Below are 14366 nucleotides of genomic sequence, written 5' to 3'. Positions count from 1 at the left end.
AAGCCAGCTCCCACAGAATCTCCGGTGCTCACACAATCCCTGTGGGAGCGGGCTTGCCCGCGATGAGGCCAGTCTGTGCACTGCAAAACTCAGATCAGACCACCGCCGCCCGCCGCTGTACGAAGCGATCGACATATTCGTCTGCCGGCGAATGCAGGATCTCTTTCGGCGTGCCGACCTGGATCAGGCGGCCGTCCTTGAGGATTGCGATGCGGTTGCCGATGCGCACGGCCTCGTCGAGGTCGTGGGTGATGAAGACGATGGTCTTGTGCAGGGTTTTTTGCAGCTCCAGCAACTGATCCTGCATCTCGGCGCGGATCAGCGGATCCAGCGCACTGAACGCTTCGTCCATCAGGATGATGTCGGTGTCCGCCGCCAGGGCGCGGGCCAGGCCCACACGCTGGCGCATGCCGCCGGAGAGCTGGTGCGGGTATTTGTTTTCGTAGCCCTTGAGGCCCACGGTGTTGATCCAGTGCAGCGCACGTTCGGCGCACAGCTGCTTGGTCTCGCCACGCACTTTCAGGCCGTAGGCGACGTTGTCGAGCACGGTCTTGTGCGGCAGCAGGCCGAAGCTCTGGAACACCATGCTGATCTTGTGCCGGCGAAATTCGCGCAGGGCTTCCATGTCGTATTGCAGGATGTCCACGCCGTCCACCAGGATCGCGCCGCTGGTCGGGTCGATCAGGCGGTTGAAGTGGCGCACCAGCGTCGATTTGCCGGAGCCGGAGAGACCCATGATCACGAAGATCTCGCCAGTGCCGATGCTCAGGGACAAGTCGTTGACCCCGACCACACAACCGGTTTCGTTCAGCACCTGATCCTTGGTCTTGCCCTGGCCGACCATCGCCAGGGCGTCCGAGGCGCGGTTGCCGAAAATCTTGAAGACGTTTTTGACTTCGATCTTGCTCACGGTTGCGTTGCTCATTTGCTCACCTCATGCCGTGGCCGACCATACGCCTGGGTAATGCGGTCGATGACCACTGCGAGAATCACGATCGCCAGACCGGCTTCCAGGCCGCGTCCGACGTTGAGGGTCTGAATGCCCACCAGCACATCTTCACCCAGGCCACGGGCGCCGATCATCGAGGCGATTACCACCATCGACAGGGCCATCATGGTGGTCTGGTTGATCCCGGCCATGATGCTCGGCAGGGCCAGCGGCAGTTGCACGCCGAACAGTTGCTGCCAGCGGTTGGCGCCGAAGGCGTTGATCGCTTCCATCACTTCGCCGTCGACCTGGCGGATGCCCAGATCGGTCAGACGGATCAGCGGCGGCGCGGCGTAGATCACGGTGGCGAAAATCGCCGGCACCTTGCCCAGGCCGAACAGCATCAGCACCGGAATCAGGTACACGAAACTCGGCATGGTCTGCATGATGTCGAGCAGCGGCATCAGCACCGAACGCAGGCGATTGCTGCGCGCCGAGAGAATCCCCAGCGGTACGCCGATCAGTACCGAAATGACCGTCGCCACCATCATCAGCGCGAGGGTCTGCATCAACTTGTCCCACAGACCGACAGCGCCGACCAGGAACAACAGACCGACGATCACGGCGGTGGTCACGACCTTGCGCGTGGCGTGCCAGGCCACGACACCGACGATGGCCAGCATCAACCACCACGGTGCGGCGCGCAGCAGGCCTTCAAGATTGACGATGGCCCACAGCAGGGTGTCGGAGATATGGCGGAACACATCGCCGTAGTTGGTGACCAGCGCATCGACCCAACCGTTGACCCAGTCGGCGATGGAAAAGGTAAAGCTTTCGGGAAACATAAGCGGCTCTCAATCAGGAAACTCAATCAAGCGATTGCGGCGAACACCCCGGCCAGCCTCTCGGTTGGCCGGGAGGAATTCGACCTACAGCGCCGCGTCGATTTTCTTGGCAGCGTCTTCACTCACCCACGCATGCCAGACCTCAGGATGTTCCTTGAGGAAGATTTTCGCCAGTTTTGGCGACTCGATACGTTCCTTCGCCATACGGCCCAGGTTCTGGTTCAACAGATCGATCGGAAGGTTGACCTTTTCCAGCACAGCCACCAGTTCCGGGGCTTCGTCGTGGAAGGTCTTGGACAGGCCGACCTTGATGCTCACGCTCTTGTCGACGCCCGCTTTTTCTTCCAGTTTCACCGCGTCGATCTGGCCCATCAGCGGGGTTGGCGACCAGTAGTAGAACAGGATCGGCTCGCCACGCTTGTAGCTCGACAGCACGGCCGCATCCAGCGCTGGGCCGGTGCCCGGGCGGAAGTTGGTGTAGCTGTTTTCCAGGCCATAGCTTTTCAGCATTTCGCTGTTGTCCAGCTCGCAGGTCCAGCCGGCCGGGCAGTTGTAGAAGCGGCCCTTGGAAGGCTCTTCGGCGTCCTTGAAGACGGCGGCGTATTTGCCCAGGTCGGCGATGTTTTTCAGGTCCGGCGCCTTGGCTTCCAGCTTGCGCTTGGCATCGCCTTCGATCACGTAGCGCGGCACGTACCAGCCTTCGATCGCACCCACCACCGGGGCGCCGACACCGACGACCTTGCCGGCCTTCTCGGCCTTGTTCCAGACCTCGCTGCGGCCGACCCATTCTTCGGCGAAGATCTGGATGTCGTTGCTGCTCAGGGCGTTTTCCATGGTGATGGAGTTGCCCGGCAGGCTGTCGGTCTTGCAGTCGTAACCTTTCTCCAGCACCACCTGCAGAACGTCGGTCAGCAGCATGCCGCTTTCCCAGTTCAGGCCGGCGAATTTCACCGGTTTGCCGGACTCGCACCAGCCGGCGGCCTGGGTTGCGCCGGCGCTGGCCAGCAGGCCCATGGAAAGCAATGTGGTCAGCAGGGTCTTGTTCGATTTCATTGTTGTGACGCTCCTAATCATGAATTGGCTTACGGCAGTCAAGAGGCATCCAGCCCTGTCCACGTCCAAATCAGGCCTGCGCCGCAGCGCGACCGGCCCCGCTTGTTTTAGGTTGTACAACGCTGTCCTGCTCGACGGGCAGAATCAGTCGATCGGGTACGGTGCCGTGCCATTTTTTCGCGCAGACGTAATACAGCGCTGCGGGCAACACGAGACCGATGATCCAGGAAATATCCACATCCCCCAGGGCCGCTACCAATGGACCGGTATAGAACTTGGTGGAAATGAACGGCAGTTGCACCAGCACCCCGAACACATAAACGCTGATACCGAGGAGGTTCCAGCGGCCATAGCGACCGTTCGGATCCGCCAGCGCCGGTACGTCGTAGCGCTCGCGGGTGATGCAGTAGTAGTCCACCAGGTTGATCGCGCTCCACGGCGTGAAGAATGCCAGCAGGAACAGGATGAAGGACTTGAACGCACCGAGGAACGAATGCTGGCCGAGCAGCGCAATCAGGGTCGCCGCGCCGACGATCACCAGCACGAACACCAGACGCTGCATCCGGGTGACCGTCAGGTGGCCACGGAAGCCGCTGATGATGGTCGCGATGCACATGAAGCTGCCGTAGGAGTTCAGGGTGGAGATGGTGACCTTGCCGAACGCGATGCTGAAATACAGCAGCGCGGCGGTGGCACCGGTCCCGCCCAGACCGACGATGTAGGCGACTTCATGACCGGCGAATTGCCCGTTGGCCGAAGCGGCCGCGAACACACCGAGGATCATCGCCACCTGCGCACCAATCACCGAACCGGCACCGGCGGCGAAGAAGGTTTTCACCGAAGACACCTTGCTCGGCAGGTAGCGCGAGTAGTCCGCCACGTATGGGCCGAAAGCGATCTGCCAGGAGGCCGCGAGGGACACCGCCAGCAGGAAACTGCTCCAGCTGAAGTGACGGATTTCCAGAAGTGCGCCGACGTCCACCTGACTCATCAGACGGCTGAACAGGTACACGAAAGCAATCACGCCAATGGCGCTGGCGATGCGGCCGATCCAGTGAATAACCCGATAGCCGAGCACCGTGACCACGACGATGACGCTGGCGAACAGAAGGATGCCGACGGTATCGCTGACCCCGAACAACTGGCCCAGCGCCTGACCCGACAACACGGTACCGGTCGCGGTGAAACCGAGATACATCAGGCACACCAGCACGATCGGTATCGCCGCGCCGTAGACGCCGAACTGCACCCGGCTGGAAATCATCTGCGGCAGGCCAAGCTTCGGCCCTTGCGCCGCGTGCAGCGCCATCACCCCGCCGCCCAGCAGTTGACCGATCAGCAGACCGATCAACGACCAGAACACATCGCCGCCCAGCACCACGGCCAGGGCCCCGGTGACAATCGCGGTGATTTGCAGGTTGGCACCCATCCACAGGGTGAACTGACTGAACAGACGACCGTGTCTTTCCGCTTCCGGGATGTAGTCGATCGAACGCCTTTCGATCAACGGTTTACTGCCTGCACGATCGGTGTTGCCTGCCATGATTCAACCTCTGTGGATTGTTCTGGATTTTGTTGTTTTGGTTCCTGTAGGAGTGAGCCTGCTCGCGATGAGGGCGGTTCATGCAACATTTTCGTTGACTGACAAACCGCTATCGCGAGCAGGCTCGCTCCCACAGGGCAAGCATTACTTGCCGGTGATCATCGGCAGGTTCAGCCCTTGTTCCTTGGCGCAATCGATGGCGATCTGGTAACCGGCATCGGCGTGACGCATGACGCCGGTGCCCGGGTCGTTGTGCAGCACGCGAGCGATTCGCTCGGCCGCTTCGTCAGTACCGTCGCAGACAATCACCATGCCCGAGTGCTGGGAGAAGCCCATGCCGACGCCGCCGCCGTGGTGCAGGGACACCCAGGTCGCACCGCTCGCGGTGTTCAACAGAGCATTCAGCAGCGGCCAGTCGGAGACTGCGTCGGAGCCGTCCTGCATCGATTCGGTTTCACGGTTCGGGCTGGAGACCGAGCCGGAGTCGAGGTGGTCGCGACCGATCACGATCGGTGCCGACAGCTCGCCGCTGCGGACCATTTCGTTGAACGCCAGACCGAGCTTGGCGCGCAGGCCCAGGCCAACCCAGCAGATACGCGCCGGCAGACCCTGGAAGCTGATGCGCTCGCGCGCCATGTCCAGCCAGTTGTGCAGGTGGGCGTCGTCCGGGATCAGCTCTTTGACTTTGGCGTCGGTCTTGTAGATGTCCTGCGGATCACCCGACAGCGCAGCCCAGCGGAACGGACCGATGCCACGGCAGAACAGCGGACGGATGTAGGCCGGTACGAAGCCCGGGAAATCGAATGCGTTTTCGACGCCTTCTTCCTGAGCCATCTGACGGATGTTGTTGCCGTAGTCGAAGGTCGGCACGCCCATTTTCTGGAAGTCGAGCATGGCTTTGACGTGGACGGCCATCGATTGCTTGGCGGCCTTGACCACAGCGGCTGGCTCGGTCTTGGCGCGGGCGCGGTATTCGTCCCAGGTCCAGCCGGCCGGCAGGTAACCGTTGAGCGGGTCGTGGGCGCTGGTCTGGTCGGTGACCATGTCCGGGCGCACGCCGCGCTTGACCAGTTCCGGAAGGATTTCAGCGGCGTTGCCGCACAGGGCGATGGAAACGGCCTTGCCTTCGGAGGTGTATTTGGCGATGCGGGCCAGCGCGTCGTCGAGGTCTTTGGCCTGCTCGTCGACATAGCGGGTCTTGAGGCGGAAATCGATGCTGATCTGCTGGCATTCGATGTTCAGCGAGCAGGCACCGGCGAGGGTCGCGGCCAGTGGCTGGGCGCCGCCCATGCCGCCGAGGCCGGCGGTCAGTACCCACTTGCCGGTGAGGTTGTCGTTGTAGTGCTGGCGACCGGCTTCAACGAAGGTTTCGTAGGTGCCCTGAACGATGCCCTGGCTGCCGATGTAGATCCAGCTGCCGGCGGTCATCTGGCCATACATGGCCAGGCCTTTGGCGTCGAGTTCGTTGAAGTGTTCCCAGGTCGCCCAGTGTGGCACCAGGTTGGAGTTGGCGATCAGTACGCGCGGGGCGTTGCTATGGGTCTTGAACACGCCGACCGGCTTGCCCGATTGCACCAGCAGGGTTTCGTCTTCGTTGAGGTTGGTGAGGCTCTCGACGATCTTGTCGTAGCACTCCCAGTTACGCGCCGCGCGGCCGATGCCACCGTAGACCACCAGCTCTTTCGGGTTCTCGGCGACTTCCGGGTCGAGGTTGTTCATCAGCATGCGCAGCGGCGCTTCGGTCAGCCAGCTCTTGGCGGTCAGCTTGTTGCCGCGGGCGGCGCGGATTTCGACGTTACGGAATTTTGTAGGCTTATTGTCAGTCACGAAAAAGACTCCTCAGCGATCAATTCAAACCAACCCTGGCAGTGGGCAAGCAGCCTGTGCGCATCAGTGCGCGACAAGCGAATCAGTGGACGCTGCGGAGAGTCTCAATCGACTCATACGCATACGTCTTTACTTGTACATACAAGCATATGCAATCAAGCGGCCAACTTGTTGGAGGACCGTTCAACAAAAATCCCGGACAGGGCTGCAGAGCGCCTGAATCAAGGGCTCTGGCGTTCATGAATTTTTTTGCGGGGGAGACTGAGGGTGGCGAGAGGTTGTTACGAAAGCGTGGTTTTGCGCCACGCTGGGGCGTTCGGTAACAAGTTGGTGCGCATTTCGGGAACGTCGGGACGAAAAAAAACCGCTGCTTTCAAAGCAGCGGTTTTTGATCCTTCCCACGCAGAGCGTGTGAAGGAATCAGCGTGGGGACAGTTCGATCACGCAGCAGCCGGCATTGACGGCGATCTCGGTCAAACCGGTGTTACCGTCCAGTTGCAGGCAGTCATGGCGGCCGAGTTGCGAGGCGCTGTCACCGACCGTGACCTCCAGCAGTTCGCTGACGCTGAAGACCAGCACGGTGCTTGCCGAACTGAAAAACCGCTGCTCGCCGTCCAGCCATTGCAGGCGTGCGCTGTAACGCTGGGGCGAGTAGATCAGGTTGAAGTCGCGGATCGCGCCGCCGAGCAAGGTGCAGGACACCTGGCTTTCGCCGCTGAAGGCAAACGGGTCGAGGGGTAACAACGGCCGGGTATCGTCGCCGTCGACACACAGGGTCATGCCGTCGCCCTGCAATACCGTGATGACCCGCTGGTAACCGGCGAAGGTCGAGAAGCCGCCGGATTCGGCGATGTCGGCAATCGACAGGCGCCAGCCAAATCCGTCGAGACCGGCGCCGGCGTCTCGGGTGATTTCCTCGGTGCTGCCGCCGCCGTTTTTCCACGGCATGCGGGGGTAGCCTTCGGCGCGTAGAACCTTCAACTCGCTCATTTATGCTCTCTATTTATGCTTTTTATTTATGAAACCGACCTTCCAAACGATGACGGGAACCGGGGTGAATCAGGCGCGCCGCCGTCACCGGCTGACGACCCGACCAGGTACGGCGGCGGATCAGCAGGCAAGGCTCGCCTTTCTCGATCTGCAGCAATTTGCATTCGGACGCTTCGGCAAGGATCGCTTCGACCACGTGTTCGCCTTCGGTCAGCGGCGCGACCTGGTTCAGATAGGCGTAAGGCGTTTGCAGGGTGAAGTCCTGCTTGAGGTATTCCGGGGCGACCAGCGCGTTGACGAAACGGTCTTCGATCTGCACCGGAATGTCGTTTTCGTAGTGCACGATCAGCGAGTGAAAGACTTTCTGCCCTTCGCGCATGTCCAGCGCCAGCGCGCGCTCGGAACCGGCGGCCTCTTCTTCCAGGGTGATCACCTGGCAAGTGTGGCGATGGCCTCGCGAGGCGATTTCGTCGGCGATGTTGTGCACTTCGAACAGCGCGGACTGGCTCTTCGGTTCGGCGACAAAAGTGCCGACGCCTTGCATGCGTACCAACAGACCGTCGGCGGTCATTTCCCGCAGCGCGCGGTTGATGGTCATGCGGCTGAAACCCAACTGGCTGACCAGCTCGCTTTCCGACGGCACGCGGTAATGCGGCGGCCAGTTACCGCTGTCGATCTGCTGGGTGATCATCTGTTTGACGCGGGCGTACAAGGGCGCCGGACTGTCGCCCATGTTCGCGGCCAACGGGGAGACTGGAGGCGGAGTCGGCACGGTGGATCCCTGTTCATTGGATGAAAGTTGCTAGCTTGCCGGAGTTTACCGGGCAGGCAAACGTCTGTATATGTATATACAAATAACACACGATGGGGTGCTGAACCATGTCCGCCTTCTTTGCCGAACGCGCGCTGCTGCCTAACGGATGGGCCAACAATGTACGTCTCGAGGTCAGCGCCGAAGGCGTGTTGACCCGAATCCAGGCCGACTCCACCGCAGACGGCGCCGAACGGCTGAGCGGTCCGCTGCTGCCGGGGATGCCGAATCTGCACTCCCACGCGTTCCAGCGAGCGATGGCGGGACTGGCGGAAGTGGCCGGCAATCCCAACGACAGTTTCTGGACCTGGCGCGATCTGATGTATCGGCTCGTCGGAAAAATCAGCCCCGACCAGCTCGGTGTGATTGCCCGTCAGCTGTACATCGAAATGCTCAAGGCCGGTTACACCTCGGTCGCCGAATTCCATTACGTCCACCACGATAACAACGGCCAGCCGTACGCCGACCCGGCCGAACTGGCGTTGCGTATCAGCCAGGCGGCCAGCTCCGCCGGCATCGGTCTGACCTTACTTCCGGTGCTCTACAGCCACAGCGGTTTCGGCGGCCAGACGCCGAACGAAGGCCAGCGCCGTTTCATCAACAGCACCGAAAATTACCTGAAACTGCAATCGCGTCTGCAACCTCTGCTGGCGCAGCAGAAGGCGCAATCGCTGGGCCTGTGCTTCCACTCCTTGCGCGCGGTCACGCCGCAGCAGATCAGCGAAGTGCTGGCAGCCAGCGACAAGCAATGCCCAGTGCATATCCACATCGCCGAACAGCAGAAGGAAGTCGACGACTGCCTGAGCTGGAGCGGTCGTCGCCCGCTGCAATGGCTGTACGAAAACAACGAAGTCGATCAGCGCTGGTGCCTGGTCCACGCGACCCACGCCAATCCGGAAGAAGTCACGCTGATGGCCAAGAGTCGCGCCATCGCCGGCCTGTGCCTGACCACCGAGGCCAACCTCGGCGACGGGATTTTCCCAGCGGTGGATTTCCTCGCTCAGGGCGGGCGCATGGGCATCGGCTCCGACAGCCATGTGTCGTTGAGCGTGGTGGAAGAACTGCGCTGGTTGGAATACGGCCAGCGCCTGCGCGATCAGCGGCGCAACCGCTTGTATGGCGCGGATCAGCCGATGGTCGGCCGCACGCTGTATGACGCAGCGCTGGATGGTGGCGCTCAGGCCCTGGGCCAGCCGATCGGTGCGCTGGAAGTCGGCAAGCGTGCCGACTGGATCGTGCTCGATGGCAGCGATCCCTATCTGGCCACGGCCAGCGGTGACGGGATTCTCAATCGCTGGCTGTTTGCCGGTGGCGATCGTCAGGTGCGCGATGTGCTGGTCAACGGTCAGTGGGTGGTGCGCGAGGGGCGACATGCCGGGGAGGAGGACAGCAATCGCGCCTTCACCCAGGTTCTGCGAGAGCTATTGGGCTGACACAAAAAAACCTGTGGAGGGCAACCTCCACAGGTTTTTTGTTGCGCGTCAGTTGGACGTCTTGGCCATCTGCTGATCCGACGTACGCCAGATCAGGCGCGTGGTGTCGTAACCCTGCTGACGCGCCTTGCTCAGCAATTCCTCACGCACCACACCGTTGACGGTCGGCGTGCGCGACAACAGCCACAGGTAGCGACGACTCGGGTCGCCGACGAGGGCGGTCTTGTAGTCATCGCTGACATACAGCACCCAGTATTGACCCTTCGCCACACCCGGAATCAGACGCGAGAACCAGGTATCGAACTCGACCCACAGCTTGTCGGTCTTGCCCGGCACCTGTGGATAAGCCGTGCCTTTGACTTCTTCCCACGTCCAGTCCGCCGTCAGGCAGCGGTTGTACACCGCGACATTGCCGTCGGGCTTGAGCGAGTAACGGGCTTCGGATTGCGCGCAATTGCGCTGGAAATACATCGGCAGACGCGCCAGTTCGTACCAGGTGCCCTGGTAACGCTTGAGATTGACACTGTTGACCGTCTTCGGCGCCAGCGGATCTTCACCGGTCGTGGCGCAGCCGGCCAATACCAGGCCGGCAAAAAGGACAAGCAATAACCGCTTCATTGTTTTTCTCCCGTGGGCGCGGAGCCCCGGTTTACTTCAGGCCTTGGCCGGAAAACATCAGCACTTTGTCACCGGCGTACTGCACGCTGATAAAGCTGTTCTTGTCGCCCCAGGTGCAACTGGACATGCCGAGCGCGCCCGAGCAATCGGTGGGCTTGCCGAGCAGCGTCTCCACTTCGGCCTTGGCCATGCCGGCCGAGAGCTTCGAATAGTTTTCCTGATTGACCTTGCTGCATGCGGCCAACAGCACGCAAAACGACAGCAGGGCGATAGATCGCAGCGACATGGTGTAACTCCTGGAACGGAAGGGGGATGGCATGGCGCCAACCAGAAGCTTAGAAGAGAAAACCCCTGTCTGGTTCCCTGGGAGGCCGGCTATTTGTTAGCCCGCTCGTCCGGCTTTCGCCGGTAAATCAGACAGTTTGTAAGGCTATTGAGCATTTCGTCGCATTTCGCAAAAGGCGCCTAATCTTTGGCGCGCAGCGGTCGAAATAAGAGCAGCGCAAAGCCCGATAGTGTGGCAAATTGCCGCCCTTTCTTGACCAGCCCCTTCGCGGTAGCTCACTTAATGACCAGAAACATGAAATTCAGCCACAAGATCTTGTTGGCTGCCGCCCTCGTGGTGGCCGTTGCGTTCGCCTGTTTCATTTTGTTCAACGACTATCGCCAGCGCGAAGCCCTGCAAAGCAGCACCGAATCGTCGATGCAGGAACTGGGCAGCCTGACCACCAGCAACATCCAGACCTGGCTGGAAAGCCGCATCCAGTTGCTGCAATCGATGGCGCAGCAGGTTGTCGCCGACGGCAACGCCCCGGCCAGCCTGAAACGCATCATCGACCTGCCCGCCTACACCGGCAATTTCCAGCTCAGCTACTTCGGTGGCGCCGACGGCGTGATGTTCTCGGTCCCGGCCGGCAACCGCGCGCCGGATTACGATCCGCGCGCCCGTGGCTGGTACAAGGCAGCCAACACTGCGCAACAGACCATCGTCACCGAACCGTACATCGCCGCCTCGTCGGGCAAACTGGTGATCACCGTCGCCACCCCGGTGCAGCGCCAGGGCCAGATGATCGGTGTGGCCGGCGCCGACATTGATCTGTCCAGCGTCAGCGCGATCATCAACTCACTGAACTTCGGCGGCCATGGTCACGCGTTCATCGTCAGTGCCGACGGCAAGATCCTGATCCACCCGGACAGCAAACTGGTGCTCAAGACCCTCGCCGAGGCCTACCCCAACGGTGCGCCGAAAGTCAGCCCGGGTCTGAAAGAAGTCGAGTTCGATGGCAAGACCCAGTTGATCTCCTTCACCCATGTCAACGGCGTACCGTCGGCTGACTGGTACGTGGCGCTGGTGCTGGACAAGGACACCGCGTTCTCGATGCTCAGCGAATTCCGCACCTCGGCGCTGATCGCGATGGTCATCGCCGTGGTGATCATCATCGCCCTGCTCGGCATGCTGATCCGCGTGCTGATGCAGCCGCTGCTGACCATGGGCCGCGCCATGCACGACATCGCCGAAGGCGAAGGTGACCTGACCAAGCGCCTGACCATCCACGGCCATGATGAGTTCGGCGCGCTGGGGCTGTCGTTCAACCGTTTCGTCGAGCGCATCCACACCTCGATCCGCGAAGTCTCCTCGGCCACCGGCCAAGTCAACGAAGTCGCTCTGCGCGTGGTCGCAGCGTCGAACTCGTCGATGTTCAACTCCGACCAGCAGGCCTCGCGCACCAACAGCGTGGCCGCCGCGATCAACCAGCTCGGCGCCGCCGCCCAGGAAATCGCCCAGAACGCCGCCCTCGCCTCGCAACATTCCAGCGATGCGCGCAGCCTGGCCGAAGACGGCCAGCAGGTTGTGGATAAAACCATCCACGCGATGCAACAGCTGTCGGCGAAGATCAGCGACTCCTGCGGCAACATCGAAACCCTGAACAGCAACACCGTGAACATCGGGCAGATTCTGGAAGTGATCACCAGCATCTCCCAGCAGACCAACCTGCTGGCACTCAACGCCGCCATCGAAGCGGCCCGTGCCGGTGAGGCCGGTCGTGGTTTCGCCGTGGTCGCCGACGAAGTCCGCAACCTGGCGCACCGCACCCAGGATTCGGCGCAGCAAGTGCAGAAGATGATTGAAGAGCTGCAAGTCGGCGCGCGTCAGGCGGTCGGCATCATGACCGAGAGCCAGCGTGAGAGCGAAAGCAGCGTCGGCATCGCCAACCAGGCCGGCGAACGCCTGGGCAGCGTGACCCAGCGCATCGGCGAGATCGACGGCATGAATCAGTCGGTGGCGACCGCGACGGAAGAGCAGACGGCGGTGGTCGAGTCGATCAACGTTGATATCAACGAGATCAACACGCTGAACCAGGAAGGTGTGGAGAACTTGCAGGCGACGTTGCGCGCTTGTGCGGATCTGGAGCAGCAGGCTGCTCGACTAAAGCAGTTGGTGGGCAGCTTCAGAATCTGAAGATCAAGAGCTTACCCCCTCACCCCAACCCTCTCCCCCAAGGGGGCGAGGGGGAAAGGGAGCCGATCTCCATGCCTTTCAAATCCGGAGTTCGACTCTGGACCTTCAGGTCGACGTATCACGACCAAACACCTCGGTCAGTCCCCTCTCCCTCCGGGAGAGGGTTAGGGTGAGGGCCGCTTTTGAGGTTGCCGAAAATCGCCCTAAAACCGCGAACCTGGCTCTTTCAAAAACGCCAACTCCTCAACCGTAGACTCCCGCCCCAACACCGCATTGCGATGCGGAAACCGTCCAAACCGCGCAATCACCCGCTGATGCCGCTCGGCATAATCCAGGTTGTCGGCAAACACCCCGCGCTCCGCCTCCGGCTGCTCAGCCACCAGTTCGATGAATCGCGAGACCGCTTCATTCTGCACCGCAAGGTTTTCGCAGTGTTCGAAGACGAGGTAGATGAAGAGTCGCTGGATCGGTTTCAACTGCCGATCGAAGTCTGCAGCAATCCCCTGAGCAACCAGTTTCTGCGCCCGTAGATCGCCGGAAAAAGCCTTGGGCGTATCGCGAAAGATCATTCGCGGCAGTTGATCGAGCAACAACACCACCGCCAGCCAACCTTCGGGACGTTGCGTCCACTCGGTCAATTCGCCAGCGAGGGCCTGATCGACAAAGACCCCGAAACGCTCACGCGCTTCGAGGTCCTGGCTGTCTTTCTTGCCGAACCACAACCCGCCCTGTTGCGCCGTCACTTCAGTAGCCGATTCGGAGTGTCCGAACCACCAATCGAGCAACGGCTGCCAGGGCGCGTTCATGGTTTACTCCTTGTGGTAGGCCGTAGCGCGAGCGACTTCTTCTTTCGAGCCGAGGAACACCGCTACGCGCTGGTGCAGGCCTTCAGGCTGGATGTCGAGGATGCGCTGGTGACCGTCGGTGGAAGCGCCGCCCGCCTGTTCCACCAGGAACGACATCGGGTTGGCTTCGTACATCAGGCGCAGTTTGCCCGGCTTGGACGGCTCGCGGCTGTCGCGCGGATACATGAACAGACCGCCACGGGTCAGGATGCGGTGCACGTCGGCAACCATTGCCGCGACCCAACGCATGTTGTAGTTCTTTTTCAGCGGGCCTTCTTCACCAGCCAGCAGTTCCGAAACGTAGCGCTGTACCGGAGCTTCCCAGTGACGCTGGTTGGACATGTTGATGGCGAATTCCTGGGTGGATTCAGGAATGGTGATGTCTTCGTGGGTCAAGACGAAGCTGCCCATTTCGCGGTCCAGGGTGAAGCCCTTCACGCCGTTGCCCAGGGTCAGGATCAACATGGTCTGCGGACCGTAGATCGCGTAACCGGCCGCGACCTGCTGAGTACCAGGCTGCAGGAAGGCCTTTTCGTTCAGGGCTTCGTTCTGGCTCAGGTATTCGTTCGGGCAGCGCAGTACCGAGAAGATGGTGCCGACCGGGGCGTTGATGTCGATGTTCGACGAACCGTCCAGCGGGTCGAATACCAGCAGGTAGGCGCCTTTCGGGTACTTGCCCGGGATCTGGTAGGCGTTGTCCATTTCTTCGGACGCCATACCGGCCAGGTGACCGCCCCACTCGTTGGCTTCGAGCAGGATTTCGTTCGACAGCACGTCGAGCTTCTTCTGCACTTCGCCTTGCACGTTTTCCGTGCCCATGCTGCCCAGAACGCCGCCCAGGGCGCCTTTGGACACGGCGTGGCTGATTTCTTTACAGGCGCGCGCCACCACTTCGATCAGGAAACGCAGATCGGCAGGAGTGTTGTTGCTGCGGGTCTGCTCAATCAAATAGCGACTCAGGGTAACGCGGGACATGGACGGCTCCGGTGGAATGGGGGGCTAAAAACCCGCG

Annotated in this window: 13 protein-coding genes; 2 read left to right on the top strand and 11 right to left on the bottom strand. The window is 61.2% G+C overall.

Translation table 11 applies throughout. The features are described 5' to 3' along the window. Window positions 1-94 precede the first annotated feature (94 nt). From QR290_RS03145 to hutC, 7 genes are all read right to left on the bottom strand, one after another. On the bottom strand, window positions 95-925 hold the full coding sequence (locus QR290_RS03145; protein ID WP_007952457.1) for a quaternary amine ABC transporter ATP-binding protein: 831 nt from the start codon (window positions 923-925) through the stop codon (window positions 95-97). After that, complete coding sequence (locus QR290_RS03140) at window positions 922-1773, bottom strand: ABC transporter permease (protein ID WP_007952475.1); 852 nt, start codon at window positions 1771-1773, stop codon at window positions 922-924. The genes QR290_RS03145 and QR290_RS03140 overlap by 4 nt, the downstream gene beginning before the upstream one ends. Before the next feature lie 84 nt (window positions 1774-1857). Continuing rightward, window positions 1858-2826 carry an ABC transporter substrate-binding protein gene (locus QR290_RS03135; RefSeq protein WP_115076238.1) on the bottom strand — a complete coding sequence of 323 codons (969 nt, stop codon included), beginning with the start codon at window positions 2824-2826 and terminating at the stop codon, window positions 1858-1860. A 70-nt stretch (window positions 2827-2896) separates the two neighbouring features. Beyond that, window positions 2897-4369, bottom strand: coding sequence for a purine-cytosine permease family protein (locus QR290_RS03130; RefSeq protein WP_085684018.1), 1473 nt, complete (start codon window positions 4367-4369; stop codon window positions 2897-2899). A 144-nt stretch (window positions 4370-4513) separates the two neighbouring features. After that, window positions 4514-6196: a urocanate hydratase gene (gene hutU / locus QR290_RS03125; protein ID WP_011332044.1), complete on the bottom strand. Its 1683-nt coding sequence runs from the start codon at window positions 6194-6196 to the stop codon at window positions 4514-4516. A 420-nt stretch (window positions 6197-6616) separates the two neighbouring features. Beyond that, complete coding sequence (locus QR290_RS03120) at window positions 6617-7186, bottom strand: HutD/Ves family protein (RefSeq protein WP_273900117.1); 570 nt, start codon at window positions 7184-7186, stop codon at window positions 6617-6619. A 22-nt stretch (window positions 7187-7208) separates the two neighbouring features. After that, a complete protein-coding gene (gene hutC / locus QR290_RS03115; protein ID WP_170844914.1) occupies window positions 7209-7919 on the bottom strand; it encodes a histidine utilization repressor in 711 nt (236 codons plus the stop codon). 146 nt (window positions 7920-8065) lie between these two features. Here hutC and QR290_RS03110 point away from each other — a divergent pair, with 146 nt between their 5' ends. Next, window positions 8066-9430: a formimidoylglutamate deiminase gene (locus tag QR290_RS03110; RefSeq protein WP_289204318.1), complete on the top strand. Its 1365-nt coding sequence runs from the start codon at window positions 8066-8068 to the stop codon at window positions 9428-9430. 48 nt (window positions 9431-9478) lie between these two features. On the opposite strand, the gene QR290_RS03105 is transcribed toward QR290_RS03110, so the two are convergent. Together QR290_RS03105 and QR290_RS03100 are read right to left on the bottom strand one after the other, a co-directional pair. Beyond that, the gene (locus tag QR290_RS03105; RefSeq protein WP_115076235.1) at window positions 9479-10048 is read right to left on the bottom strand and encodes a lipocalin family protein; all 570 of its coding nucleotides are present in this window, start codon (window positions 10046-10048) and stop codon (window positions 9479-9481) included. Between the two features lie 31 nt (window positions 10049-10079). Continuing rightward, on the bottom strand, window positions 10080-10334 hold the full coding sequence (locus tag QR290_RS03100) for a hypothetical protein (protein ID WP_007952486.1): 255 nt from the start codon (window positions 10332-10334) through the stop codon (window positions 10080-10082). A gap of 282 nt (window positions 10335-10616) precedes the next feature. Between QR290_RS03100 and QR290_RS03095 the strand changes: the two genes are divergently transcribed. Next, window positions 10617-12509 (top strand): methyl-accepting chemotaxis protein, encoded by a 1893-nt coding sequence (locus tag QR290_RS03095; protein WP_205350839.1) that lies wholly within the window; start codon window positions 10617-10619, stop codon window positions 12507-12509. 203 nt (window positions 12510-12712) lie between these two features. Here QR290_RS03095 and QR290_RS03090 read toward each other — a convergent pair whose 3' ends face one another. Continuing rightward, window positions 12713-13315, bottom strand: coding sequence for a DUF924 family protein (locus QR290_RS03090; RefSeq protein WP_115076233.1), 603 nt, complete (start codon window positions 13313-13315; stop codon window positions 12713-12715). A gap of 3 nt (window positions 13316-13318) precedes the next feature. Continuing rightward, complete coding sequence (locus QR290_RS03085) at window positions 13319-14329, bottom strand: class 1 fructose-bisphosphatase (RefSeq protein ID WP_065261556.1); 1011 nt, start codon at window positions 14327-14329, stop codon at window positions 13319-13321. Between the last annotated feature and the right edge of the window lie 37 nt (window positions 14330-14366).

The sequence above is a fragment of the Pseudomonas fluorescens genome (assembly GCF_030344995.1).
In the GTDB taxonomy this organism is placed as follows: Bacteria; Pseudomonadota; Gammaproteobacteria; order Pseudomonadales; family Pseudomonadaceae; genus Aquipseudomonas; species Aquipseudomonas fluorescens_BF.
Note: the sequence above shows the minus strand (reverse complement) of the source record. Positions and strands in the feature narration are given on the sequence as shown.